This window comes from Streptosporangium sp. NPDC050284 (assembly GCF_044459525.1).
Lineage (GTDB): Bacteria > Actinomycetota > Actinomycetes > Streptosporangiales > Streptosporangiaceae > Streptosporangium.
Genome location: NZ_JBITIZ010000014.1, coordinates 95,725 through 120,057 on the forward strand (window position 1 = coordinate 95,725; position 24,333 = coordinate 120,057).

Here is a 24,333-nt window from a genome sequence, read left to right on the forward strand (position 1 = left end):
GGCGTTCGTGAGCGGATACGAGGTTGGGCTGGACGTCCCGGAGCGGATCCGAGGTTCACACGGCGCATCACCGAGACCGTCGCCGACACATGGGGTGTCTCCGAGACTGAGCCATCGCGACGAGGACGGAGCGCGGCTCGCCTCGTTGCTGTGGGAGTTCGGGCCAGGCCGGCGGGCGATCTCCTCGGCGATGGTCGGCGGCGGCATCGGTCCGGCCGCCTGGGTGCTCAACGCGCAGGTGGTCGCCGGGTACTCGCGGATGGACCCGGTGGACCACCTCCTGGAGCTCGCTCCGCCTGGCCCCGGGGTCGGCATGCTCACCGCGGCCTCGGTCGAGCACTTCACCCGGGCTCACGACGGGGGAGTGGAGGTGGTGGCGACCGTCGGCCTGCGTGTCCCCACCTGGGCCGCCGCCCCCGAAGGCGCCGCCGACCCCGAACTGGCCCCCATGCTGCTGCCGGGAACGATCAACATCGTCGTCGCCGTCCCGGTCGCGATGAGCGACGCCGCCCTGGTCAACACGGTCATGACGGTGACCGAGGCGAAGACCCAGGCACTACTGGAGGCCGGTTTCCCCTGCACCGGCACCGCCTCCGACGCCGTCTGCGTGGTCGCCCCCGAGCGGATTCCCGGGGGGCCGGAGGAGCTCTTCGGCGGTCCCCGCTCCACCTGGGGCGCCCGCGTCGCCCGCGCCGTCCACACCGCCGTCCGCCAGGGCGCCCACCGATGGTCGAACCGTGATACTTCAGCTACTTAAAGTAAGGAAATCGAGGGAAGTAGCACGTGGGCGAGGGCGAGACTCCCGATACTGAGCAGGTGACCGCGATGGCGACGACGGAGCCGACGACCAGACGGACGGTTCTCCACGGAGAGCCGCCGTTCACCGTCGACGACCTGCTCACGTTCCCCGACGACGGGAACCGCTACGAGCTCTTCAACGGGAGCCTGCTGGTGAGTCCCTCTCCTGTCCCCCTGCACCAGCGTGCAATCTTGCGTCTCGCGCGAATTCTCGAAGACGCCGCGCCGCCGGAGTTCGAGCCGCTGCCGGAGGTCAATCTCCGGGGGAGCAGACGTGACTTCTTCATCCCCGACCTGGTCGTGGTGCCCGCCGAGGCCGTCGACGAGACGGAGCTGATGTTCGCGCCGCGCGACATCCTCCTCGCCGTCGAGATGGTGAGTCCGAGCACCCGGGCGCGGGACCGCCACCTCAAGAGGGCCGCCTACGCGGCGGCGGGAATTCCCGTCTACTGGCGGATCGAGCTGTCCGACGGGCCGTCCGTCCACGTTCACGAGCTCGCCGGTGACGAGTACAAGGCAGCGGAGAAGCACGAGGCCGGAGAGGTGACGAGCCTGCTCGCCCCGTTCGAGGTCTCCTTCGATCCCGCGGTGCTGCTGCGTCCCCGCGACCGAAGGGACCGGAGCTGAGGGATCCGGGATCGAAAGGACCGGAGCCGAAAGGGCCGGGCCGCTTTGGGTGATCTTCGATCGGTATACATTGTCGCGCCGGAGGGGCCGCCGGGATTAGACTTTGCGTAACTGTCCGCGACGGGGCGTGGACGTGACGATAGGCCGTAAGACGGGATGGGCGAAGCGGGGTGGCGATGCCCTGCTCATGGCCTTTTACTGGTGATGGCGGAAAGAAAGTCAAGTCCTACGGGCCTGGACGGTTCACTTATTCACCCCTGTTTGCGACCCTGGTCCTATCCCCTGTAGGGAGTGGCGATGCGGCGGTTCGGTTCGGCGCTGGCGGTGCTCGGAGGGCTCTGTTTGGCGATCGCCGGGGTGGCTCCCGCCCTGGCTCACGAGCATCCCAGTGGGATCACCGACCTGGTGACCCCGGCGGTGGTCAGGATCGAGGCGACGGCGCGGGTCGACATCACGCTGCTCGACCACATCGGTGAACTGGTCCACGTGGAGCGTTCCTACGAGGTGCCGATCGGCAGCGGCACCGGCACCGTGATCAACCCCGACGGGGGCATGGTCACCCTCACCCGGGTGGTCAAGACCGACCGCGACGTCCGGATCTACGCGGCCAACAAGATTTTCGCCGCGCACCACAAGGTCAAGATCCCCGAGGACTTCGAGCGGCACCGGCTGAAGGACGACCGGCTCGACCACCACCTGCAGGAGTGCTACCCGCCCAAGCAGCCCACCGCCACCTGCATCATCGACGTCACCACCGAGATCACGGTCTTCCCCAACATCTCTCCCCCCGACAAGGAGGGATTCAAGGCGGAGATCGTCCGTGTCGGTGGCAAGCCCGACAGTCCCGCGGTGCTGAGCCCCGTCGGCCGCGCGGACGGGAGCGCGGGCCTGCCCACCGCCCCGCTCGCCGCCGTGGTGCCCGCCAAGGAAGGCTCGCCGGTGGCGGTCGCGGGATTCACCGGGCGGCCCGCCGCGAACCTGCCGGAGACCGTCGACATCGCCCACCTGCGGGCGGGTGGCGCGGGGGAGAGCGGCCGGCAGTTCAAGGACCCGGAGAACAAGGTCAACGAGCCGGAGAAGCTGGGAGCCCTGATCGACAAGGGCCTGCTCGGTGGCCCGGTGATCGAGGACAAGAAGGGCGAGGTCGTCGGCCTGCTGATCGGCGGCGGCAAGGACGCCCGGATGATCGGCATCCGTGAGATCACCAAGGCCCTCGCCGAGGCGGACGTCGCGCCCGCCCGGGGTTCGATCGACGCCGCCTTCGAGCAGGCGCTGACCCGCTTCCACACCCATTACTACGGCGACGCCGTCCCCGCCTTCCAGCGCGTGCTTGAGCTCTACCCCGGCCACATCGTGGCGGCGGCGCACCTGAAGACGTCGCAGGCCAAGCGGGGCACCGCGGAGGACGAGGCCACCAAGAGGGCGGCCGCCTCCACCGACCTGCCCAAGAGCACGCCCCTGTGGCCGTTCCTCGTCGGCGGCGGCCTGCTGGTGCTCGTCGTGCTGGTCATCGCGATCCTGCTCTGGCGCCGTGGGTCGCAGGACCCCGACCCCGAGCCTGAGCCGAGCCCGGCCGCGGAGACCCGGCCCCCGGTCCCGGCCTCGCCACCGATACCGATACCGCCGCGACCGGCCTTCGACGAGCAGGCCGACTCCACGGTCGTCGTCGGCCGATCCTTCCCGGCGCTGCCCAAGATCTCCTCCACCACCCCCGGTCAGCCGGTGCTGGTGGCACGCGACCCCGGTCACAACACGGCCCCGGGGTCCAGCACGGCGCCGGGCACGAAACCCGGAGAGACGGTGGTGCAGAAATACTGCACGGGTTGCGGGATGCGGCTGGGCCCCGCCCACAGCTTCTGCGGCTACTGCGGCCAGCCGACCAAGACGTGATGTCCATGAACGACAGGGCGCTGATCGGCCGGGAAGTGGCCGGCTACCAGGTAGAGGACATCATCGGCAAGGGCGGCATGGCCGTGGTCTATCTCGCGATCGACCCCAGGCTCAACCGCAGGGTGGCACTGAAGATCCTCAATCCGCTTCTCGGCGAGGACGACAGGTTCCGCCAGCGCTTCGTGCTGGAGTCGCGCACGGTCGCGAGCATCGACCACCCCAACATCATCCCGATCTACGAGGCCGACAGCGCCGACGACGGCACCCTCTACATCGCGATGCGTTACGTCGACGGCCCCGACCTGCGCAAACTCTTCTACGACCGAGGGCCGATGCCGGTCAGCCAGGTCAGCCGGATCTTCACCCAGGTGGCCGCCGCACTCGACACCGCGCACGCCCACGACCTGGTCCACCGCGACGTCAAGCCCGCCAACATCCTGATCGCCGGTCACACCGACGGCGACCACGCCTACCTCACCGACTTCGGCATCACCAAGCACCGCACCTCGATCTCCGGGCTGACCCAGACCAACCAGTTCATCGGCACCCCCCGCTACATGTCGCCCGAGCAGATCAACAAGGAGCACATCGACGGCCGCTGCGACCAGTACGGCCTGGCCTGCGTGGTCTACGAGGCCCTGTCGGGGCGGCTGCCCTTCCAGCGCGACAACGAGATCGCCCTGCTGTGGGCGCATCTCGCCGAGACGCCCACACCGCTCACCACGCTCCGCCCCGAGCTGCCGCTCGAAGTCGACGGTGTGATGATGCGGGCCCTGGCCAAGTCGCCCGAGCAGCGCTACGACACCTGCGGTCAGTTCGTCGCCGAGTTGCGTGACGCGATCAGCGGCGCCGGGCAGCCGTACCAGCTCGCGCAGGCTGCCTCGACGTCGCCGACGGTGTCGCCGACGGTGTCGCCGACGGCGTCCGAGACGACCGAGGTGTCCGGGAAGCGGACGGGGCCCAAGAGGCCCCCGTCCGGTGGAAAGGGCATTCTCATCGGTGCGGCCGTGGCGATCACGGCGATCGTCGCGCTGGTGGCGGTGCTCGCCGCGTTCCTGCGCGGCGGCGACACCTGGGTGGCGTACACGGGCTCCTCCGCGGTGCCGGTCGCCTTCCAGCACCCCGGGACCTGGACCCTTGAGCCGCACGCCGACGTGTTCGTGGTGGCCTCCCCGAAGGTGGAGCAGTTTCGCGCGCTGTTCGCCACACCCGTCACCGCCGACTGGGCCGCGGCGAACGAGATCATCAAGGACGCCCCGCAGGACGCCACCGGCCTCTACGCGCAGACCCTCGACACCCTCGACCCGCTCGGCGGCGCCAAGCAGCTGCAGGAGACCCTGCAGTCCTCGCTCCCCGGAACGGTCAGCGTCTTCTCCCAGGTCGTGCAGGTGAGCGTGGGCGGGCAGAACGCCGCGCGCCTGCAGGGGACGATCGCCGACCCGCAGCGCGGCGGTCAGCTCGAATTCACCGGCTGGATCGTCGAACGGCATGACGAGCCCGCCATCCTGATCTACTTCTGCGCGTCCGGCAGGTGCGATGACGCGGTCGCCAACAGGTTCGTGCGGAGTGTCTCGTTCCCGGCGTTCTGACCCGTTGACTTGTGCCCGACTTGTAAGCGGCTTGACCGGGCGTTTTGTCCTATGGGCAAGACGGTCGCCAGGCTTTAGTCTCCCCGCAGGGCGGCTCTCCTTCCCCTTCGGTACCGGTGCGTACGGGCCGTTCGATCGCTCGGCCCCGGAACGAGGTGTCCAGCCGCCCTCAAGGAGGAGAAGTGAACATCCGCGTCGTGATCGCCGACGACCAGGCGATGGTTCGCGCCGGGCTGAAGCTCGTCGTGGAGAGCGAGGTCGGGCTTGAGGTGGTCGGTGAGGCCGCCGACGGGATCGAGGCCCTCGCCGTGGCTCGCCGTACCAAGCCCGACATCGTGCTGATGGACATCTCGATGCCGCGCATGGACGGCATCACCGCCGCGAGGCAACTGCTGGGCCAGCAGGACCCGCCGAAGGTCGTCATACTGACGACCTTCGACACCGACGAGAACCTCTACGCCGCGCTTCGGGCCGGGACGAGCGGGTTCCTGCTCAAGGTCTCGCCGCCCGAGCAGCTCGTGGACGCGATCCGCGTCGTCGTCGCCGGGGACGCCCTGCTCGACCCGGCCGTCACCACCCGCGTCATCGCCTCCTTCGCCGGACGCCACGACCCCGCGCCTCCGCCGCAGCTGGCCGACCTCACCCCGCGCGAGCTGGAGGTGCTGCGCTTCCTGGCGCGCGGCCTGACCAACGCCGAGATCGCGGGGGAGCTCTTCGTCGGCGAGGCCACGGTCAAGACCCACGTGGCGCGGGTGCTGATGAAGCTTCACCTGCGCGACCGGGCTCAGGCGGTGGTGTTCGCGTACGAGTCGGGTGTGGTCCGGCCGGGGGCGGCGGTCGGGTAGTAGGAGATCCACTCCTCGCGGCTCATCCGGAGCATCTTGACGCCGAGCCAGCCCAGCGCGACCGCGGGGGCGATCCACATCGGGATGGTCACCGGACCGTACGGGACGACCAGCGAGGCGCCGTAGCCGATCAGGACGACGAGCGGCACCCACCAGTGCGCGAATCCCGCCCGCCAGACGCCGATCAGCAGGACGGGCGTGCCGAAGACGGCGAAGAACAGCCAGGGCATCTGGAAGCCGAAGACGACGCCGGGCAGGTTCAGCATCTCGTCGAGGATCCGCTGCGTCTGCTCGGGGGTGTTGCGCTGCCCGAGCCACCACTCCACCGGATCGGTCAGGAGCAGGCCCGACAGGCTGATGTAGCCGATGATGGTGAGTGGGCCGACGATGTGGCCGAAGACCACCGCGCGGCGGCGCATCACGTGCAGCAGGCCGAGGGCCGCGACGGCCATGAGCAGGTAGGACCAGTGATACATCACCGACTGGACCTGGGCGAGGGCGGGGTTGTCCCCGAAGCTGACCGCCTCGCGATCGTCGCCCCAGGTGCCGGGGTCGACGATGACGGCGATCGCCTGGAGCAGCGGGGCGACGATCAGTAGCACACCTGAGGAGACACGCCGGAAGTCGGCTGAGTCGTGAAACATGGGCTTTTCCTGCCTGTGCGGGGCTTCTCTCACTCAGGAAGGTAGGTGGCGGGTACGCTCGGGGGCGTCCCTCACCAGGCTGATCCGGGGTCCCTCTCGTGGGGTAGTGAGGGGGTAATAAGGTCTCACAGTAGGGCGGTGGGAGTTGTGAGAACCGCCTCTCTCAAGGTCTGGCCCACAGTGCGCGGACTTGCGACCAGAAAGATGAGCGATGTTGCATGAGAAGCTTGAATCGATTTACGACAGCGTCCTGCGTCGTAACCCGGGGGAGATCGAGTTCCACCAGGCCGCTCGTGAGGTGCTGGAGAGCATCGGCCCGGTTCTCGGCAAGCACCCCGAATACGCCGAATCCAAGATCATTGAGCGGATCTGCGAGCCGGAGCGGCAGATCATCTTCCGGGTGCCCTGGGAGGACGACCAGGGCGAGGTGCACATCAACCGCGGTTTCCGGGTCGAGTTCAACAGCGCGCTCGGCCCCTACAAGGGCGGCCTGCGCTTCCACCCCTCGGTCTACCTGGGCATCGTCAAGTTCCTCGGCTTCGAGCAGATCTTCAAGAACGGACTGACCGGCCTGCCGATCGGCGGAGGCAAGGGCGGCTCCGACTTCGACCCCAAGGGCCGCTCCCAGCGCGAGATCATGCGCTTCTGTCAGAGCTTCATGACCGAGCTCTACCGGCACATCGGCGAGTACACCGATGTCCCGGCAGGGGACATCGGTGTCGGCCAGCGTGAGGTCGGCTACCTGTTCGGCCAGTACAAGCGCATCACCAACCGGTACGAGTCCGCGGTGATCACCGGCAAGGGGCTCAGCTACGGCGGCGCGCAGGTCCGCACCGAGGCGACCGGGTACGGTTGCGCCTTCTTCGTCGAGGAGATGCTCAAGGCCCGCGGCACGTCCTTCGACGGCAAGCGCGTCGTCGTCTCCGGCTCCGGCAACGTCGCCGTCTACGCGATCGAGAAGGTGCAGCAGCTCGGCGGTACGGTGGTCGCCTGTTCCGACTCCTCGGGGTACGTCATCGACGAGAAGGGCATCGATCTCGACCTGCTCAAGCAGATCAAGCAGATCGAGCACCTGCGGATGGACGCCTACGCCAGGCGGCGCGGCGAGGTGTCCTTCGTGGCGGGGCGGAGCATCTGGGAGGTGCCGTGCGAGGTGGCGATGCCGTCGGCCACCCAGAACGAGATCACCGGCAAGGACGCCGAGGCGCTGGTGCGCGGCGGCTGTATCGCGATCGGTGAGGGCGCCAACATGCCCACCACGCCGGAGGGCATCCGGATCTTCCAGGAGGCCGGTGTCTCCTTCGGCCCCGGCAAGGCCGCCAACGCCGGCGGCGTGGCCACCAGCGCGCTGGAGATGCAGCAGAACGCCAGCCGCGACTCGTGGACCTTCGAGTTCTCCGAGCGCCGCCTCCAGGAGATCATGCAGGACATCCACGGCCGCTGCCTGAAGACCGCCGAGGAGTACGGCATGCCGGGCAACTACGTGGCCGGTGCCAACATCGACGGCTTCAAGCGCGTCGCCGACGCGATGCTCGCCCTCGGCCTGATCTGAGGTCTGAGCCGAGACGTCTGAGACGTCTGCCGATGACCGCCAAAGGCGTCGGTCACCGGCACACTGCCGCCCGCCTCCCCTCGCGATCCTGGGCGCCGAGCCCGCTTTCCCTGCCCGGGGATGCCGGTGGCGTTCTGAACGGAAGTCCTCCAGCGAAACCGTGAAGTGGGGCGCCTACGAGGTGAAGAGCCACTCCAGAGCGGTGAGGGATTTGTCGATGTACGCGTCCTGGCCGGTTTCGAGGCCGTACGCCAGGTCCTCGAAGACGCTGCATCTGGCGTAGAAGACGGCGCGCTCGCGCAGGGTGGTGAGGTCGCCCGTTCGGTAGGTGCCGAGGGCGGCGTCCAGGGCGGCGGGGCCGAGGTCGCGGTACAGCAGGCCGAAGTCGTAGGCCGGGTCGACGATCGCGGCGTCGCTCCAGTCGATGACGCCGGTCACCGCGCCCGTGACGGGGGCGACGAGAACGTGCTCGATCCCCAGGTCGTTGTGCGAGAAGACCGGGTCACAACCGTCGGCCGGAGGAGGGGTGTCCAGGAAGTCCTTCACAGCCCGGTGGTGGGCCTCGGGGATCTCCTCGGCGATCGCGGTATGGATCTCCGCCGCCTCGTCCAGCCATTCGGACGGCGGCGGGTTGTCCACCTCCACCAGCTCGGCCAGCTGATCCACCGGAACGGTGTGCGCGGCGGCGAGCAGACCGCCGAGCGTGGCGGCGACCGACGGGCCGTGGGCCAGCCGCTTCGGCAGGGGCAGGTCGAGCAGCGGCCGGCCAGGGAGCCTGCGGTAGGCGAGACAGCCCCGTTCCGCGACCGTGAATTCCGGCTCGGGGACGGGCACCGGTGAGAAGCCGGCGACGGCGGCGAGCAGACGGGCCTCGCGCGCCACGAGTGTGGCGCGCCGCGCCGGATCCGGCTCCTTGCTGAAGCGTACGATCAACTCGCCGTTGACCTGGTACGCGATGTTGTCCTCGCCCTCGCCGAAGGGTGTGACGGCCTCGATCTGGTAGCCGGGCAGGTGCTCGGCCACCGCGTCACGGGCGTCGTCAGCGCGGTCGTGGTTCTGGCTCCACATATCGCGACCCTACCGATCACATCGAAAGACCGGGCACCCGCCGATCGAGTTTTCGGCTCGCGCCGGGATGGCTCACATGAGCAGGCGCCCGGAACGGGGAGTCTGCCGAAGCGGTATCGAACCCGAGACAGCCGTTTCCCGGTGTGACCCGTGTTCAGGCCGGGAGTTGGGCCGCCACCGTACGCAGGGCCTTCGACGCCTCTCCTGCCCGTCCGGTCAGTGGGTCGCCGTGCCCGAAGCAGGCCGTCTCGACGTCGAGCTCGGCGAGCCTGCGGAAAGACTCGACGGCGCGAGGACGGTCGGTGTTGAACACACCGAGGATGGGGGAGCCGTCCACGCTCGCGACGGCGTCGCCGGTGAACAGGACGCGACGGCCGGGCAGGTAGACGGCGACGCTCCCGTCGGTGTGGCCGGGAACGCCGACCACCCGCGCACCGCCGCCGAAGTCCAGCACGTCGCCGTCCTCCAACTCGCGATCCACCCGCGAGGGTGGTGCGGCCGGCAGCGCCGGCTTGTTCTCGTAGAAGTCGCGCTCCCAGTCGGGCGCGTCGGTGAAGACGGGCGGTGGCCCGGGAGCCTCCCCCCGGATGATCGGCGCCTCCAGGCGGTGCGCCATCACCGTCACCTCACCCCAGGTGGCGACCTCGGCCGCTGAACCGGTGTGGTCCTCGTGGAAATGGGTCAGGACGACGTTTCGCAGGTCACCGGGCTCGCGGCCAAGAGCGCGGATCGCCTCCGCGACCCCGGCTCCGGAGCCGACCGTGCCGGTGTCGATCAGCGTCAGCGCCTCGGGGGCGTTCCAGAGGTAGGCCTGCCCGACCTCGAAACGAAGCAGGTGAAGCTCCGGCAGCAGCTGAATGATCTCCATGCCGTGAGCGTAAGGGGGCGCGAGAGAACGAGACCATGCCTTTCACCGAGGGCGGAGCCGGGGGGACGAGATTTACCCGGCCCGCCGAATGCGGCGTATGCGAAGGGGCGCGATCACGGGGCCTTTTGCCGCGGCCCGGGAGGACCGGCCGATCCCGCGCTCGTGGGGAGCGCGGATCAGCCGGTCGACACGACGAACGGGACACCTGTCAGGGGGTGGGCAGGCCGCTGTCCAGCCGGCATCCGTCGCTGGTCCGCGTGTTGTCACAATGGTTGAGTTGGAGGCTGTCCACCACGTAGGCGAAGGACTGGCCGTTCGGGCTCACCACCGAGAGCTGCACGGTGGCCGCGCCGGCCGGTGCGACCGCCGAGACGTTGCGCTCCGCCCAATCAGACGTCAGGGCGTGGAGCGAGCTGTCACTGTTCGAGATCAGCGCGTTCGACGCGTTGTACCAGGAGAGCCTCAGCTTGACGCCGCCGGAGGTGGCGGTCGTCAGCCGGACGAAGAACCTGTACCGCTGCCCCGGCGTCACCTGGGGCCTGCGGGTGACCGACAGGATCCCCTCGGCCCACGACTGGACGTTCACGGTCAAGGACCGTCGGCCGTCGTAGTAGCGGGCCGACACCTGCTGGTCCGTCGCAGGTGGGGTGACCTGAATCCATCCGCCGCCGGAGATGGTGAAGCCCGTGGGGAACCCATAGGGCGCGTCCGCCTCGATCGTGCGTTCCTGCGCGGTCAGCAGGTCGTTGCTGTACCCGATGTCGCAGCAGAGCGGCGGGGTGAGCATCGACCAGGTGGCGAGGTTGGCCTTGCGCGGGTGCGGATGGGAGCTCGTGTAGAACGTTGCCGTGGTCTCGCTCGGGTCGTAGTAGTTGTTGAACTCCTGGTCCACCTGCCAGGTGTGCCACTGGGTGGACATGACGTCGGTGTCCTCATGGAGGACCGTCTCGGTGACCTTGGCGTGGTCGACGTCGAACAGGTGGATGAACTCGTGCAGCATGGTCGCGCTGTCCCACTCGTCGGTCGCCGCGACGCACAGGACTTCGCAGAAGGCCTGCGCCGTCCCGTCGAAGTCCTCGAACACCATGTAGGTACGGTTGGTGTGGTCGTAACCCGCCGCCACCAGGTCGTCCTCGATGACGTCCGCGGTGGTCTCGCCGCCGATCACCCCGTTCTCGATCTTCTCCGGCACCACGAGGGCGCGCGCGTAGTCCGCGTAGCTGCCGGTGCCGTAGCCGGTCCGGCAGCTCAGATTGACATGCTGGTCGTAGTTCGTGGACTCGTCCAGTGACCAGTCCACCCGGTCGACGATCTTGGCGATCCTCTCGACGAAGTCGTCGTAGCGGTTCCCGGACTCCTCGTGCCAGGCGTAGATCACCTGGACCGCGGGGATACTCCCCGCGGCGTTCCCGGGGTTGGACAGCGTGGTGGCGCAGCCTCGCCGGGGAATGTCCGCGTCCGCCGGTTGGGCGTAGGGGACATAAGGTTCGGAGCCGATGGGATTGAAGTCGGCGTGTGCCGTATCCGCCATCAGGACGACAAGCACGACTACGACCAGCGCGGACATGAATCGCTTGAACCGTGCCAACAAAGGATTTTCCTCCAGGAGTTTACCGTGCCGTGAACCCGTAAATGCTCATGGTGGGTTCCCGAGAATTCCGGATGTGTTCTCGGCGGTATATCGGTAAGCATGATTCGGTCGGCGGCACCGGCCCTGAACGTGATCCTTCCAACTGGGCCGTGAAACGCGGCCAGGAACGGATCTCACGCGAGCCCGGGTTCCGCCCGATGTTGAGAGCAGCTCTATGAGCAGCGGTGATGGCAGGGGAAGGGCTGAGGGGCGCTGGTCCAACCGTCGAGCCCCCGGCCTTGGTGGCGGGGGTCGGGTGGGTCGGATCAAAAGCCGCTCATGCGACCGGTGGCCGGGTGCCGTCGGCCTTCACGAGCCTCGAATCCCATTCCGAAGAAATGTGTCCTGAATGTATGCGGTCGATGACCGCCTCACCTCTTTACCTTGGAATCATCGGGCCAGGCAAAGGTAAACAGCGCCTGTTTCGGCTCGATTTCGCAATGACTCCCTGTTTTGTTACTGCTGGGCGTCAGGACGTAAGTGCCCGAAGTTGAAAAGGCGGGGACCGTGAGGGGTGCGGTTACCGACGGCGCGTTCGCCGTTGCTCACCCCGTCGAACGCGCGATCTCGTCGAGCCGGGGGCGGTGACGATACGGGGCGCCGGGGCGAGAAATCGTGCCGCCGATCGCCGCGCTCGCCGACCGGCCCTGGTCGGGCGCTCACCGGCTGCCGTGGGGATGGGTCCGTCGCGTTCACCGTCGGTGGCGACCGGATGCCGGGGTGCGGGAAAGCCGTCCGCGCGAGGGTGGCGCCGTTCGCCGGAGGATCGGCGGTGTGCCGGCCGGGGCAGGCCCTGTGTCCCAGGACCTGCCGACCGGATGTGCCCTCAGCCCGCGCCGGGGACGACGGCGGTCTTCTCCTTGAAGTCGTAGCCGTGCTGCGTGGCGTTCTGCCGGAGGTTGTTGAAGGAGTCCTTGCCGGCCTGGAGGTCGGCCTCGGTGGCGGTGCCGTTCTTCAGCTTGGCGGTCAGGGTGCCGAAGCTGTCGGTGACCGCCTTGACGCCCTTGCACAGCGTCGGGTTGGCCAGGGCGAAGCGCCGGGCCACCTTCAGTTCGTGAAGGGTGAAGAGACCGGCGACGGCGGCCTTGGCGAAGGTCCGCTTCCGTTTCTCCGCTCCGGCCTTGAAACCGCCGCTCTGCAGCGGTTTGTAGATGTAGCGGTAGAAGGCGCCCAGTGCGAGGCCCGCGTGCAGCGCGAAGCGGGTCTTGGCGAACCTCTTGGCGTTGACGCCGACGGGGCACTCCTCCGCGGTGTACTCCTGGGCGGTGTCCTCCCCGGAGAGGTCGGCGGCGGGCGGGGCGCCCGCGGCGGGCGGAACGGCCGCGGGCGTCGTGGCCGCGGCGGCTTCCGGTTTCACGGCGGTCGACTGACCGCCGCCGCAGCCGCCGACGAGCAGTGTCACGGCCAGCAGTGCCGCTGCCGGAACGGCAACGGATCGGGCACTCCGTACAGGCATCTTCCCCCCTGGAGAACGCTCACGGCATCTTTGTGACCTTCATCCCTTTTGTACCCTTTGTGGTTGATTAAACACGCTACGTGAGGTGAGGTCGGCCGCTCAGCCCACGCCGACCATGCTCGGTTCATGTGCCGGCGGGACGCGTACGCGAGAGGAGGCGGCCTGCGGAGCACCGCCTGGACCGGCCCGGCTTCGCCGTCCGGTGAAGGATCACTCGTTGGACTGGTCGAGCCAGCCGATGACGGTGTCGACGGCCTGGGCGTCCAGGTGTTCGGCGAGAAGGCGCCGGAACTCGGCCTCGCCGAGGGCCTCGCGCTGCCGTCCGAGCCAGTACAGATCGATCCTGATCTCGGGTGACCGGAGTTCGGCACAGATGAGCAGGCCGCGCACGGTGAAGGCCACGGCCTCGGCGGCCCTGCCCGTCTTGGTGTACAAGATACTGATCTGGCCGTAGCCGCCGGCCATGCCCGCGCGGTTGCCGAGTTCCTGGTTGATGGTGAGGGCCCGGTGGTAGTGCTCCAGTGCCCGCTCGAACTCCCCGCGCTCCTGCGCCATGTCCTCTCGCGCCTGCTCCAGCTCCTCCTCCGCCAGCCCCAGATCCTCCACCCCGGCCCGCGGATTCCTCTCCCACGCCCGCCGCAGCAGCTCATCCAGCCGCTCCGGATCCTCCGGCACCGGAGTCGAGACCGGCCAGGTCACCCCCACCCGATCCACCGCCACCCGAAACGCCGACGCTCCAACCAGCAGCGCACGCGACAGATCGTCCAGCGAACCCACCAGCTCACCCAGCAACGTGTCGTCCACCGCCAACGTCACCGCCTCCGCCAACGCCGCGTCCAACCCCGAACCGGCGGCACGCAACCACTCCCCGGGATCGGGAATGCCACGCCGGTCGAGGAGGTCCTCCAGACGTTCGCGGACATCGTCGAAGCGGGCCCGGCCACCCCGGAGCAGGGCGTCCAGGTATTCCAGCGTGCGGGGATGACCGCCTACGTCGAACCAGGCCCGCTGTCGCTCGGCGACCGGCAGCGCGTCCAGTCCGGGCAGTCGCCACATCAGCTTGCGGGCCTCGGAGAGGGAGAGCGGACCGAGGTGGTGGACGTGCAGACGACGTTCGGCGCGTTTGGGGAGGGGAAGGGGTGGCGGCTGGTGATCAGCAGCTTGTGCCTGCCTCGCAGACGGATCCAGGCGGTCAGGAACCCGGCCAGTTCCTCGTTGAGGACCGTCCATCCGGTGCCGTCGTGCGACAGATTGTCCTCGAAGTTGTCCAGCAGCAGGGTCACCGGCACCTGGACGAGGAGCCACCCGAGTGACTGGAGCCGGTCGGCCCACTCGTTCGTACCGAGGCTCTCGTACGGTGAGTGCCAGGTGACGGATCCGCTCGTCGGTGAAGGCCGTCAGCAGGGTGCGGCCGATCTCCTCGAGGAGCTGGTCAGGGCTGGTCTGACTGACCGCCGAGACCACCAGGCCCGCCTCGAACCCGTCGGCGGCGTCGTACAGCGAGATCGACGGGCCACGCTGGAACAGCGCGGGAGTGGCCCACTCCACGAGCGAGGCGCCCAGGCTGTCCGGGGGCAGTCGCCGCCGCTCCTCCTCCAGCCGCCGACGCGCGTCGCAGAACGCGGGCAGCACCTCGGGGACGTCCCGAACCGCCAGCTCGTAGTAGAGCTGCCCGGCCAGGGCGATGGCGTACGGGTCGGTGACCGAGGCGGTCATCGCCAGCACGCCGGGCACCCCGGCCGCCGTCAGCCCCCGAGCCAGGCCACCCGGATGCCGCGTCGTTCCAGCCGCCCGGCCAGGTGGGCGACGATGTCGGCGTCGTCGTGCGAGTAGGAGACGAACACGTCGTAGGTCGTCGTGCCACCGCTTCGGGGGGAGGGTGCCGGGGAGATCGGGGTGCGGGAGGCACGCCTTCTGGAGACCTCTCTTCTCACGGAGATCCAGGCGAATTAGGCGCCCGCGATGCTCGCCACGGCACCGATCACGGCGACCGCCAGGTCCGCGATGTCCATGCGATCAGGCTATTGCGCGAGGCGTTTCCATGGCCGGGAGCCGCCACAGATGGTCACTGTTCGTATCGACCGACTCACCGGCCGGCCTCCCTCTCGCCCTTCCCGTAGGGATTCGATCTTCCAACCTCCTGTCCCGTAAGGGATGCACGAAAATGGGCATATGTTGTGTATATTTTCCGTTATCCACTCTCACCTGAAGGAGGATTTATCGTGTCAGCTTTCCCGCGCGTACTGTTCGACGAGGCACACAGCGAGTCGTGGACCATCCGGCGGGATGTGGCCGAGACGATGAATCCCGGCCACCCCGACGACAGCAGCTACGCCCGTGCGGCCGGGCTGCTGCGCGGGCTGGGCCACTCCGTGGACGCGCACGTCGAGGGGCCGCTCACCCCTGGCCTGCTGAGCGCGCGGGACGTACTGGTGATCGCGCATCCCTCCGCCGACCGGTGGGAGCACACCACCGGGCTGGGCAGCCCGGTCCTCCCCGTCGAGGAGCTCGACGCGATCGAGGAGTACGTCCGCGACGGCGGCGGGCTCGTCGTGCTGGCCGAGTACGAGCAGGAGAAGTACGGCAGCAACCTCACCGAGCTGCTCGCGCGCTTCGGCGTGGGCGTCGAGCACACCCTCGTCCGGGACCCCGGGAGCGCACACAACGGCGTGGCCTCCTGGGTCCTGGGCACCCCCCGGAACGCCTCGCACGACTCTCGAAGCGGGCAGGACCTGCTCGCCGGGGCGCGCCGCGCCTGCTTCTACCGGGCGGGGACGCTCACCGTCTCCGACCACGCGACCGTCCTGTTCGCCACCTCGCCCACCGCGACCCCCGCGAACCGCCCGCTGGCGGTGGCCGTACGGCACGGGGAGGGCCGCGTCGTGGTGGTCGCCGACTCCGACCTGTTCGGTGACGACTCGATCGGCGACTACGACCACGCCGTGCTCTGGGGCAACCTCGTCACCTGGGCCGCCCGCGTCCCCGCCGTCAAGAGCTCCGCCGTCAAGAACCCCGCCGCCAAGGGCTCGGCCGCCGGGAGGTCCGAGGCCGTGGAGGACTCCGAGGCCCGCGCCGAGTTCCAGGGACTCAAGGAAGCCGTCGAGGCGATCAGGCCGCTGCAGGCCAAGGACGGCTCGATCCAGGAGGAGAGCGACCGGGAGCGGGCCACCGAGCTGGTCTCGAAGATCGTCGGACACGTCGAGCGGCTCGCGCCGCGCTTCCCGCACGACGCCGCCTACCTGGCCGCCGTCGTCGCCGACTTCGGCAAGTGGGTCGACCAGGGGCTGGGCGTCCCCGACTTCCTCGACGCGCTCGACGCCTTCCACCCCGACACCCAGCGGGTGGACGGGCTGGAGCACCTGGTCGTCTTCCCGATGTACACCCAGAACGGCACCACCTTCCGCCACATCGAGGCCGTGTGGATCCGTACGATCTGGCCCGAATGGCTGGCCGAGCTGGAGCGGACTCGCTACGACAACCCGATGTTCGTGCCGATCGCCTTCGAGGACTTCACCTCCGGGTACGACACCAACTCCGCGGTGCTCTTCCCCGAGACCGTCGCGGTCCGCGAGACCCCGGCCCGCTTCACCTGGGGCGGGATCTTCGCCGACCGGGAGGCCGCGAGGTTCCGCGTGGTGAGCGGTGCCGCCGCGGCCACGCTGAAGCTCGCGCTGCCGCCGGACGCGGCCAGGCTGATCGCGTCGCAGGAGCTGGCCCAGGACACCTTCGTGCTCTGGGACCTCATCCACGACCGTACCCACAGCCACGGCGACCTGCCGTTCGACCCCTTCATGATCAAGCAGCGCATGCCGTACTGGCTCTACTCCCTGGAGGAGCTGCGCTGCGACCTCACCGCGTTCGGCGAGGCCGTGAAGCTGGAGCGCGAAGGCGTGCCGCACGCCCGCTACGTCCAGCTCGCGATCCTGTTCGACCGGCTGTTCCGCTTCCCGATCACCGGTAACCGGGTCCGCAACTACGACGGCCTGGGCGGGCAGCTGCTCTTCTCCTACCTGCACCGCAACGACGTCGTCCGCTGGACCGACAACCGGCTCAGCGTCGACTGGGACCGGCTCGCCGAGGGGGTCGCGGACCTGCGGGGCGAGGTCGAGAAGCTCTACAGGGACGGCATCGACCGCTCCAAGCTCGCCCACTGGCTCGCCGCCCACCAGCTGGTCGCCACCTACGTCGCGCCGAACCCCGCCTCGGTCTGGGCCGGCGGGGCCGACGCCCTGCCCGTCGAGGGATTTCCCAAGGCCGTGGTGGACGCGGTGCTGCCCGACGAGTTCCCGCTGAGCATGTTCTACGAGGCCCTGCGCCGTAAGCTCGGCGATGTCGTCGACTCCACGAAGGGGATCCGAGCATGATCATCCTTGTCACCGGTGCGGGCGGCCCCGCCGGCCGGGCCGTCGTCCGCAGGTTCACCGGCGAGGGTCACACGGTGATCGGCGTCGACAAGAGCGGCGCCGACGGGTGCCTCGCGGTCGACCTGCTCGACGCCGCCGCCGTGCAGAGGCTCGCGGCGGACGTGCGGGCGGAACACGGCAGGGTGGACGGGATCGTGCACCTGGTCGGCGGCTGGCGCGGGTCCAAGACCTTCGCCGAGACGTCGCTGGACGACTGGGAGCTCCTGCACGACCTGCTGATCCGTACCCTCCAGCACGTCACGCTCGCCTTCGAGCCGCTGCTCAGGGCGAGTGAGCGCGGCCGGTTCGCCATCGTCTCCGCGAAGGCGGCCGAGCGCCCCACCCAGGGCAACGCGGCGTACGGCACGGCGAAGGCCGCCTCCGAGGCCTGGACCCTCGCCTTCGCCGACGCCCTGGAGGGCACCGCCTCCACCGCGAACATCCTGGTCGTCAAGGCGCTCGTGCACGAGGGCATGCGCGCGGCGAGCCCCGAGCGGACGTTCCCCGGCTTCACCGACGTCGACGACCTCGCCGAGGCGATCGACGACCTGTGGAAGACCGACGCCAACGGCACCAGGATCGACCTCACCGCCGACGCGAGGCAGGAGGGGAGGACCGCGTGACGGACGCCATCCGCAGGCACGACCCGCTGGTGAAGGGCTTCGCCAGCGACAACTACGCCGGGGTCCACCCGGAGATCCTCCAGGCGATCGCGCTCGCCAACGGGGGCCACCAGACCGCGTACGGCGACGACGTCTACACCGCCGCGCTCCAGGAGGTCTTCAAGAAGCACTTCGGCCCCGCCGCTCAGGCGTGGCCGATGTTCAACGGCACCGGCGCCAACGTGGTCGCGCTCCGCTCGATGACCGCCCACTGGGAGGCGGTGGTCTGCGCGGAGTCGGCGCACATCCACACCGACGAGGGCGGCGCCCCCGAGCGGTCGGCGGGGCTCAAGCTGCTGCCGGTCGCCACCCCGGACGGCAAGCTCACCCCCGAGCTGATCGACAGGCAGGCGTGGGGCTTCGGCGACGAGCACCGGGCACAGCCCAAGGTGGTGTCGATCACGCAGACCACCGAGCTGGGCACGCTCTACACGCCCCAGGAGATCGGCGCGATCTGCGACCACGCCCACGACCTCGGCATGCTCGTCCACCTCGACGGCGCCCGTGCGACCAACGCCGCCGCCGCGCTGGACGTGCCGCTGCGCGCGTTCACCACCGACGTGGGCGTGGACGTGCTGTCCTTCGGCGGCACCAAGGCCGGTCTGATGTTCGGCGAGGCCGTCGTGGTGCTCAACCCCGACGCCGTGCGCGGCCTGCGCTACCTGCGCAAGAGCGCGATGCAGCTCGCCTCCAAGATGCGGTTCGTCGCGGTGCAGTTCGAGGCGCTGCTCGCGGGCGACCTGTGGCTGCGCAACGCCCGCAACGCCAACGCGATGGCCCGGCGGCTCGCCGACGCCGTGCGGGACGTGCCGGGGGTGGAGATCCCGCGCCCGGTGCAGGCCAACGCGGTCTTCGCGATCCTGCCGGCGGACGTGACCGAGCGCCTGCAGAAGCGTTTCCGGTTCTACACCTGGAACGAGGCCACCGGCGAGGTCCGCTGGATGACCGCGTTCGACACCACCGAGGCCGACGTGGACGCGTTCGCCGCCGCCGTGGCGCAGGAGCTACGTCCGAGCCAAGATCGGTCGTGAGGAGCGTCGTGAAGGCCCGGCGCGGGGACCCCTTCCAAAGGGCCGAAACCCCCGCCGGGCCTCAGTTCTTGTGACCCGTCTCGTGCTCGTACGCGGTCAGCTGCTGTTCGAGGGCCTTCATCAGCTCGAAGACCTGGCTCGGGGGGATGCGGATCCGGCTCACGATCCGGGTCGGCACGCTCACGAAGTGCTGCCCGGAGGAGGGGTCGTTGGCCAGCTGGGGCGGTCTGGTGATCACCGCGAAGTCCAGGACGAAGCCATCCTGGGTGTGCCACACAGAGGCGAAGTTGGCGTACTGCCCCATTTCCACCTCGGCGGAGATGCTCACCTCCAGGCGGTTCTCCGGCTCGTCGTTCACCATTCTCTTTCCTCCGGCCAGGTTGGCTCCATGCTGCCCTGGCCCGAAACCGGCCGCACAGGGACGCGCCGACGCCACTAAAGGATGGAAGGCAGCCGCTGAGCGCCGCGCTGCCGCAACATGTCGGTCATCAACTCGATCTCGCCCGTCTGACCGTCGACGATGTGCTGTGCCATGGTGGCCACCTCTTCACGGTCGGACAGTTTCAGCAGACCCTCGCCCATCTGCACGCCGCCCTCGTGATGACGGATCATGAGTTGGAGGAAGAGGACCTCCTGCTCCTTGCCTGTGGCCTCGCGGAGCTTTTTGAGCTCGTCCTCACTTGCCATACCGGGCATCGCGGCGGGCGCGTCCGGTGTTACAGCGTGGCCGCCACCGTGCCCGGCCATCCACGCCATGGAGGGACGATCACCCGACTGGGTGAGGCCCCACTGCTGCAGCCAGCCCGTGAAGATGCCGCGCTGGGCCGTCTGCGTGACGATGATGTCGTAGGCCAGGCGCCGCAACGCGTCGTCCTGGCTGCCGTCCCTGGCGATGAAGGACATCTCGACGGCCTGGGCGTGGTGAACGGCCATGTCGCGGGCGAAACCCGCCTCCGCCGAGGCGTCCGTCGGAGTGGCCGTCCTGCCCATCGCGAGCAGCAACACGACCGCCGTGACCAGGCAGCCGAGCAGCACGCCGACCACCACGCCACCACGCCTGGACGTCGCGCCCTCTTTACCTGGGGTTTCCATTACCTGCCCAGCGTACCCACTGTCGGGAATCGTCGCTGTATCACGCGTTGTCATCCCCTTATTCTCCACATACGCCGGTAGGGCATAGGGTGACCCGAAGTTGTTTGCCGGCTGGAGGGTTGATGACCAAGGAAAAGGCGCAGGCGAGGCGCGAGCACCTCAACCGCATGCGCGATGAGCAGAGGCGCAAGGAGCGCAGGGCCGCGCTTCTCATGTGGGGTGCCGGAGGTGCCGTCGTCGTCCTGCTGGTCGCGGTCGTCGCCTACTACCTGGTCAACGAGCGGGCCGCGACCTCACTGGACAACGTCGCCACCGCGAAGTACGCCGGTAGCCAGCACACCCAGACCAAGGTGACGTACAAGGAGAACCCGCCGATGGGCGGTGAGCACAACCCGGCCTGGCAGAACTGTGGCATCTACGAGCAGCCGATCAACAACGAGAACGCCGTCCACTCCATGGAGCACGGCGCCGTGTGGATCACCTACCAGCCGGACCTCCCCAAGGCCGAGGTGGACAAGCTGAGGGAACTGGCCTCCAAGGACTACATGCTCCTGAGCCCGTACCCCGGCCTGCCCTCCAAGGTCGTGGCCAGCTCCTGGAACAACCAGCTCAAGCTGGACAGCGCGACCGACGGGCGTCTGCCCAGGTTCATCACCAAGTACAAGAACGGCCCGGACACCCCCGAGCTCGGAGCGTCCTGCAGCGGAGGCGTGGGCACCACCACCGCCGAGGCGCCCATCCCGGAGACCGCGCCCAGCCAGCCGCCGGGCGCCCCCGACGGGTCCGCGGCTCCCAGTGACGCCCCGGCCACGGACGCTCCCGCGACCGATGCCCCCGCCACCGACGCCCCGGTTCCCAGCCCCACCCCGGCGCCCTGATCCGGCCGGTCTCGACGCCGGTGACGCCGTCCTGACGAGGCGCACCGGCCCCACCGGGCCCGCGACTAGGTCCGCAGCACCTGTTCCAGGGGCACCGCCTCCAGCCCGTGAGCCTCGGCCACGGGCCGGTTGGTCAGGTGCCCCTCGTGCGTGTTCAGGCCCGCGGCCAGCGCCGGATCTCTCCGAAGGGCCTCCCGCCAGCCCAGCTGGGCGATCGCGAGGGCGTAGGGGACGGTCACGTTGGTCAGCGCGTACGTCGAGGTGTGCGGCACCGCGCCCGGCATGTTGGCCACGCAGTAGAACACCGACCCGTGCACCCGGTAGGTCGGGTCGGTGTGGGTGGTGGGCCGGGAGTCCTCGAAGCAGCCGCCCTGGTCGATGGAGATGTCCACCAGGACCGACCCCGGCCTCATCCGCGAGACCAGCGCGTTGTCGACCAGCTTGGGAGCCCTGGCCCCGGGGATCAGCACCGCGCCGATGACCAGGTCCGCGTTCAGCACCGCCCGTTCGATCTCGTACGTGGAGGAGGCGATGGTCCTGCAGTGGCCCCTGTAGATCATGTCCGCCTGGCGGAGCCTGTTGATGTCGCGGTCGAGCAGCAGCACCTCCGCCTGCATGCCGAGCGCGATGACCGCGGCGTTCATGCCGGAGACTCCGGCGCCGATCACGACCACGCTGGCCGGGTGCACTCCCGACACCCCGCCCATCAGCACGCCGCGCCCGCCCTCGGGGCGCATCAGGTGGTACGCCCCCACCTGAGGGGCGAGCCGCCCGGCCACCTCCGACATGGGGGCGAGCAGCGGCAGGGAGCCGTTCGCGTTCTGCACGGTCTCGTAGGCGATGCCGGTGACCCCGGTCTCCAGCATGGCCCGGGTGCACGCCTGCGAGGCGGCCAGATGCAGGTAGGTGAAGAGCACCTGGCCCTTGCGCATCCGGTGGTACTCCTCGGAGATCGGCTCCTTGACCTTCAGTACCAGCTCGCCCGCGGCCCACACCTCGTCGGCCGAGTCCAGGATGGTCGCGCCGACGCTCTGGAAGTCGGCGTCGGGAATGGAGGACCCTGCCCCGGCGTCCTTCTCGACGAAGACCTCGTGACCGTTCCGGATGAACTCGTGGGCCCCGGCGGGGGTGAGCGCCACGCGATATTCGTGGTTCTTGACCTCGCGGGGAACGGAGATCTTCACGGCTCCTCCAGGGTGGGCGCGTGTCCTCTACATTCACTGTGCGTTCCCCGAAAGAGCGTCATCACGCACAAGGCGGCAGGAATGGGGTCGGGGTTGATGACATTCCGTCAGCAATCGCCGACGTTCGGTCTCCCGGAGGGTGTCGTGACGTGCGGGGTTACCGGCTCCCCGCACCGGTCGGTAGGCTCGCCGCGAGCAGATGCGAGGAATACGGGGATATGACGATGGGGATGCACGCGGGGCAGGGTGAGCCGCCCGTACCGCAAGGGCCTCCAGGAGGGTCTGACGACCCCCCTGACGCACCGTGGTCCTCGCCCGGCTCCTATGACGCCTTCACCCCGCCGGGGCGTTCTGGTGCCTCGTCCGGACGTCACGCCCGCGGCCCCGGCAAACCGGTCAACGGCCCCGCCGACGCCGCCGACGCCTCGGACGGCTCCGACGGCCACACCGCCTTCGGCGTCCCAGGGCGTGGCGATCGGGGGCTCGGCGGTCCGGGCCCTGTTCCCGGTTCTGATCACGGCCCCGGCGGTTCCGGCTTCGACGCCTTCGGTGGTTACGGCCGCGTCGGTCCTGACGGCGATGCCTTTGGCGGTCCCGGCCGGGGTGGCTCCGACGTCGACGCTCTCGGTGATCCCCGCCGAAGTGGTCCCGATGGCGACGTCTTCGGTGGTTCTGGCGGCTCTGGCTTCGATGCTTTCGGTGGTTCTGGCAGGGGTGGCTCCGACGGCGATGCTTTCGGTGGTTCTGGCGGCTCTGATTTCGATGCTTTTAGTGCTAAACGTTCAAGTTTTGCTGCTTTTGGCGCCGACGGTGTGAGGCCCGGTGACCCCGGCTTCGGCGACCCGGGTCCCGGCGGTGCGAGGTTCGGCGATCAAGGGCCGAGCGGCCCGGGCTTCGAGAAGACGATTCCCATGGGGCAGGGCTCCGGCGATCCGGGGGACCCGACCGTGAAAGAGCCGGGCGGCCCGGTTCCCGGGGGGCCGGGCGGCCCCGGTTCCGACCTTCCGCCTCCCGCCGGAGGAAAGGAACCCCCCACTCGGGGCCCCGTGAGGCCCGGACCCGGCGGGCCGATCCCGGGCGCGCCGGGGACCGGCGAGAAGCGGGCCGGAGAGCCGCCGGAGGGAGCGCCCAGGGCGAGCCGCGCCACGACCGCGATCCTGGTGACCACCCTCGTCGTCGTCGTGCTGATCACCGGCGTGCTCGGCACCGTCGCGGTGCTCATGACCCGCAACCCCGACATGCCGCTCGGTGGCACACCACCCAGGCGGCTGGCGAACCCCATTCACTTCGCCCCGGTGACCGAGCTGAGGCCCGGAGCCTGCACGGTCGCCGAGACCTATCCCGACGACCTCGGGCAGAACTGCTACTCGCTCGGCGCCGGGATCACCGTGAACGCCGTGCGGAAGATCGAGACCATCCAGGAGAAGAGCGGCGCCTACTCGGTCAGGATCGCGTTCGCGCCCGCCTTCCGCGAGCAGATCAACGACCTGACCGCGGAGGCGGTGAACGCGGACGACCCGGTCAGGCAGCAGATCGCGATCGTCGTGGGACAGAAGGTGGTGGCGGCCCCCAGGGTCGCCCAGACGATCACCGACGACAGCCTGAGCATCGCGGGCTCCTTCACCAAGGAGCAGGCGGACGCGATGGTCCTCAAGCTGCTCGGCTCGGGCGACGTCGTCCCGCAGCCGTCGGACGGCCCGCAGCCGAGCGGATCGGTCTTCACCCCGCCCGCCGACCCGGGCGCGACCCCTCCGGCGAACCAGCCCCTGACCCCGCAGGGAAACCAGAACCAGCCCGTGACCCCCACCGGCAACCAGCCCGTGACCCCGCCGGCGAACGCCAACGGAGACCCGGCCGCCACGAACCCCTCGGGGACCTCGGGAACGGGGACCTCGGGGACCGGGACCGACCAGAACCGCCCGGCGAACACCACGGGGGGCACCTCGGGGAACACGTCCGGAGAGGGCACCGACCGTAAGTTCGCCACCTGCAAGGCGGCGAGGGAGAACGGGTACGGCCCCTACACCCGGGGTGTCCACGAGGAGTACCAGTGGTACATCGACGGGGACAAGGACGGCGTCGCCTGCGAGTTGGGCGACGCCGGCTGAGATCGGCC

General features: G+C 69.2%; 22 protein-coding genes. 12 read left to right on the plus strand and 10 right to left on the minus strand.

Annotation, left to right across the window (positions count from 1 at the left end):
• Window positions 1-94 precede the first annotated feature (94 nt).
• The 5 genes from ACIBH4_RS29140 to ACIBH4_RS29160 all read left to right on the plus strand — a co-directional run bounded on the left by ACIBH4_RS29140 (window position 95) and on the right by ACIBH4_RS29160 (window position 5,749).
• Complete coding sequence (locus tag ACIBH4_RS29140; protein ID WP_362501933.1) at window positions 95-757, plus strand: adenosylcobinamide amidohydrolase; 663 nt, start codon at window positions 95-97, stop codon at window positions 755-757.
• A gap of 26 nt (window positions 758-783) precedes the next feature.
• Window positions 784-1,425, plus strand: a complete 642-nt coding sequence (locus tag ACIBH4_RS29145; protein ID WP_362765230.1) for a Uma2 family endonuclease — start codon at window positions 784-786, stop codon at window positions 1,423-1,425.
• A 297-nt stretch (window positions 1,426-1,722) separates the two neighbouring features.
• Entirely contained in the window at window positions 1,723-3,315 is a 1,593-nt protein-coding gene (locus ACIBH4_RS29150; protein WP_362501937.1) for a hypothetical protein, read from the plus strand.
• Window positions 3,315-4,904: a serine/threonine-protein kinase gene (locus tag ACIBH4_RS29155; RefSeq protein WP_362765227.1), complete on the plus strand. Its 1,590-nt coding sequence runs from the start codon at window positions 3,315-3,317 to the stop codon at window positions 4,902-4,904. Before ACIBH4_RS29150 ends, ACIBH4_RS29155 begins: the two co-directional genes overlap by 1 nt.
• Window positions 4,905-5,086: 182 nt before the next feature.
• Window positions 5,087-5,749, plus strand: coding sequence for a response regulator transcription factor (locus ACIBH4_RS29160; protein ID WP_362501941.1), 663 nt, complete (start codon window positions 5,087-5,089; stop codon window positions 5,747-5,749).
• Here the strand turns inward: ACIBH4_RS29160 and ACIBH4_RS29165 are convergent.
• Window positions 5,689-6,393, minus strand: coding sequence for a hypothetical protein (locus ACIBH4_RS29165; RefSeq protein WP_362501943.1), 705 nt, complete (start codon window positions 6,391-6,393; stop codon window positions 5,689-5,691). The genes ACIBH4_RS29160 and ACIBH4_RS29165 overlap by 61 nt on opposite strands.
• Before the next feature lie 211 nt (window positions 6,394-6,604).
• On the opposite strand from ACIBH4_RS29165, the gene gdhA reads away from it, so the two are divergent.
• The gene (gene gdhA, locus ACIBH4_RS29170) at window positions 6,605-7,945 is read left to right on the plus strand and encodes an NADP-specific glutamate dehydrogenase (RefSeq protein WP_362765224.1); all 1,341 of its coding nucleotides are present in this window, start codon (window positions 6,605-6,607) and stop codon (window positions 7,943-7,945) included.
• Window positions 7,946-8,119: 174 nt separating this feature from the next.
• Here gdhA and ACIBH4_RS29175 read toward each other — a convergent pair whose 3' ends face one another.
• The 6 genes from ACIBH4_RS29175 to ACIBH4_RS29200 form a co-directional block, all read right to left on the minus strand.
• Window positions 8,120-9,013, minus strand: a complete 894-nt coding sequence (locus ACIBH4_RS29175; RefSeq protein WP_362501947.1) for a phosphotransferase — start codon at window positions 9,011-9,013, stop codon at window positions 8,120-8,122.
• 154 nt (window positions 9,014-9,167) lie between these two features.
• Window positions 9,168-9,881, minus strand: a complete 714-nt coding sequence (locus ACIBH4_RS29180; protein WP_362765221.1) for an MBL fold metallo-hydrolase — start codon at window positions 9,879-9,881, stop codon at window positions 9,168-9,170.
• Window positions 9,882-10,089: 208 nt separating this feature from the next.
• Window positions 10,090-11,469 carry a hypothetical protein gene (locus tag ACIBH4_RS29185; protein ID WP_362765218.1) on the minus strand — a complete coding sequence of 460 codons (1,380 nt, stop codon included), beginning with the start codon at window positions 11,467-11,469 and terminating at the stop codon, window positions 10,090-10,092.
• Between the two features lie 868 nt (window positions 11,470-12,337).
• Entirely contained in the window at window positions 12,338-12,967 is a 630-nt protein-coding gene (locus tag ACIBH4_RS29190) for a hypothetical protein (RefSeq protein WP_362501953.1), read from the minus strand.
• A gap of 210 nt (window positions 12,968-13,177) precedes the next feature.
• The gene (locus ACIBH4_RS29195; RefSeq protein WP_362765216.1) at window positions 13,178-14,692 is read right to left on the minus strand and encodes a hypothetical protein; all 1,515 of its coding nucleotides are present in this window, start codon (window positions 14,690-14,692) and stop codon (window positions 13,178-13,180) included.
• A gap of 20 nt (window positions 14,693-14,712) precedes the next feature.
• Window positions 14,713-14,901 carry a TIR domain-containing protein gene (locus ACIBH4_RS29200; protein ID WP_362765213.1) on the minus strand — a complete coding sequence of 63 codons (189 nt, stop codon included), beginning with the start codon at window positions 14,899-14,901 and terminating at the stop codon, window positions 14,713-14,715.
• Between the two features lie 288 nt (window positions 14,902-15,189).
• On the opposite strand from ACIBH4_RS29200, the gene ACIBH4_RS29205 reads away from it, so the two are divergent.
• The 3 genes from ACIBH4_RS29205 to ACIBH4_RS29215 are packed head-to-tail and all read left to right on the plus strand — an operon-like array spanning window position 15,190 to window position 19,063.
• The gene (locus tag ACIBH4_RS29205; RefSeq protein ID WP_362501961.1) at window positions 15,190-17,331 is read left to right on the plus strand and encodes a DUF6421 family protein; all 2,142 of its coding nucleotides are present in this window, start codon (window positions 15,190-15,192) and stop codon (window positions 17,329-17,331) included.
• Entirely contained in the window at window positions 17,328-17,993 is a 666-nt protein-coding gene (locus tag ACIBH4_RS29210) for an SDR family NAD(P)-dependent oxidoreductase (RefSeq protein ID WP_362501963.1), read from the plus strand. The genes ACIBH4_RS29205 and ACIBH4_RS29210 overlap by 4 nt, the downstream gene beginning before the upstream one ends.
• Window positions 17,990-19,063, plus strand: a complete 1,074-nt coding sequence (locus ACIBH4_RS29215; RefSeq protein ID WP_362501965.1) for a low specificity L-threonine aldolase — start codon at window positions 17,990-17,992, stop codon at window positions 19,061-19,063. The genes ACIBH4_RS29210 and ACIBH4_RS29215 overlap by 4 nt, the downstream gene beginning before the upstream one ends.
• Before the next feature lie 61 nt (window positions 19,064-19,124).
• On the opposite strand, the gene ACIBH4_RS29220 is transcribed toward ACIBH4_RS29215, so the two are convergent.
• Window positions 19,125-19,424, minus strand: a complete 300-nt coding sequence (locus tag ACIBH4_RS29220) for a DUF3467 domain-containing protein (RefSeq protein WP_329092600.1) — start codon at window positions 19,422-19,424, stop codon at window positions 19,125-19,127.
• 74 nt (window positions 19,425-19,498) lie between these two features.
• Window positions 19,499-20,155 (minus strand): DUF305 domain-containing protein, encoded by a 657-nt coding sequence (locus ACIBH4_RS29225; protein ID WP_362501967.1) that lies wholly within the window; start codon window positions 20,153-20,155, stop codon window positions 19,499-19,501.
• A gap of 122 nt (window positions 20,156-20,277) precedes the next feature.
• On the opposite strand from ACIBH4_RS29225, the gene ACIBH4_RS29230 reads away from it, so the two are divergent.
• Entirely contained in the window at window positions 20,278-21,033 is a 756-nt protein-coding gene (locus ACIBH4_RS29230) for a DUF3105 domain-containing protein (protein ID WP_362501968.1), read from the plus strand.
• Window positions 21,034-21,098: 65 nt separating this feature from the next.
• Here the strand turns inward: ACIBH4_RS29230 and ald are convergent, their stop codons facing one another.
• Window positions 21,099-22,217, minus strand: coding sequence for an alanine dehydrogenase (gene ald, locus ACIBH4_RS29235; protein ID WP_362501970.1), 1,119 nt, complete (start codon window positions 22,215-22,217; stop codon window positions 21,099-21,101).
• A gap of 468 nt (window positions 22,218-22,685) precedes the next feature.
• On the opposite strand from ald, the gene ACIBH4_RS29240 reads away from it, so the two are divergent.
• Complete coding sequence (locus ACIBH4_RS29240) at window positions 22,686-23,033, plus strand: hypothetical protein (protein ID WP_362765210.1); 348 nt, start codon at window positions 22,686-22,688, stop codon at window positions 23,031-23,033.
• A 230-nt stretch (window positions 23,034-23,263) separates the two neighbouring features.
• Entirely contained in the window at window positions 23,264-24,325 is a 1,062-nt protein-coding gene (locus tag ACIBH4_RS29245) for an excalibur calcium-binding domain-containing protein (protein ID WP_362765207.1), read from the plus strand.
• The last annotated feature ends 8 nt before the right edge of the window (window positions 24,326-24,333 follow it).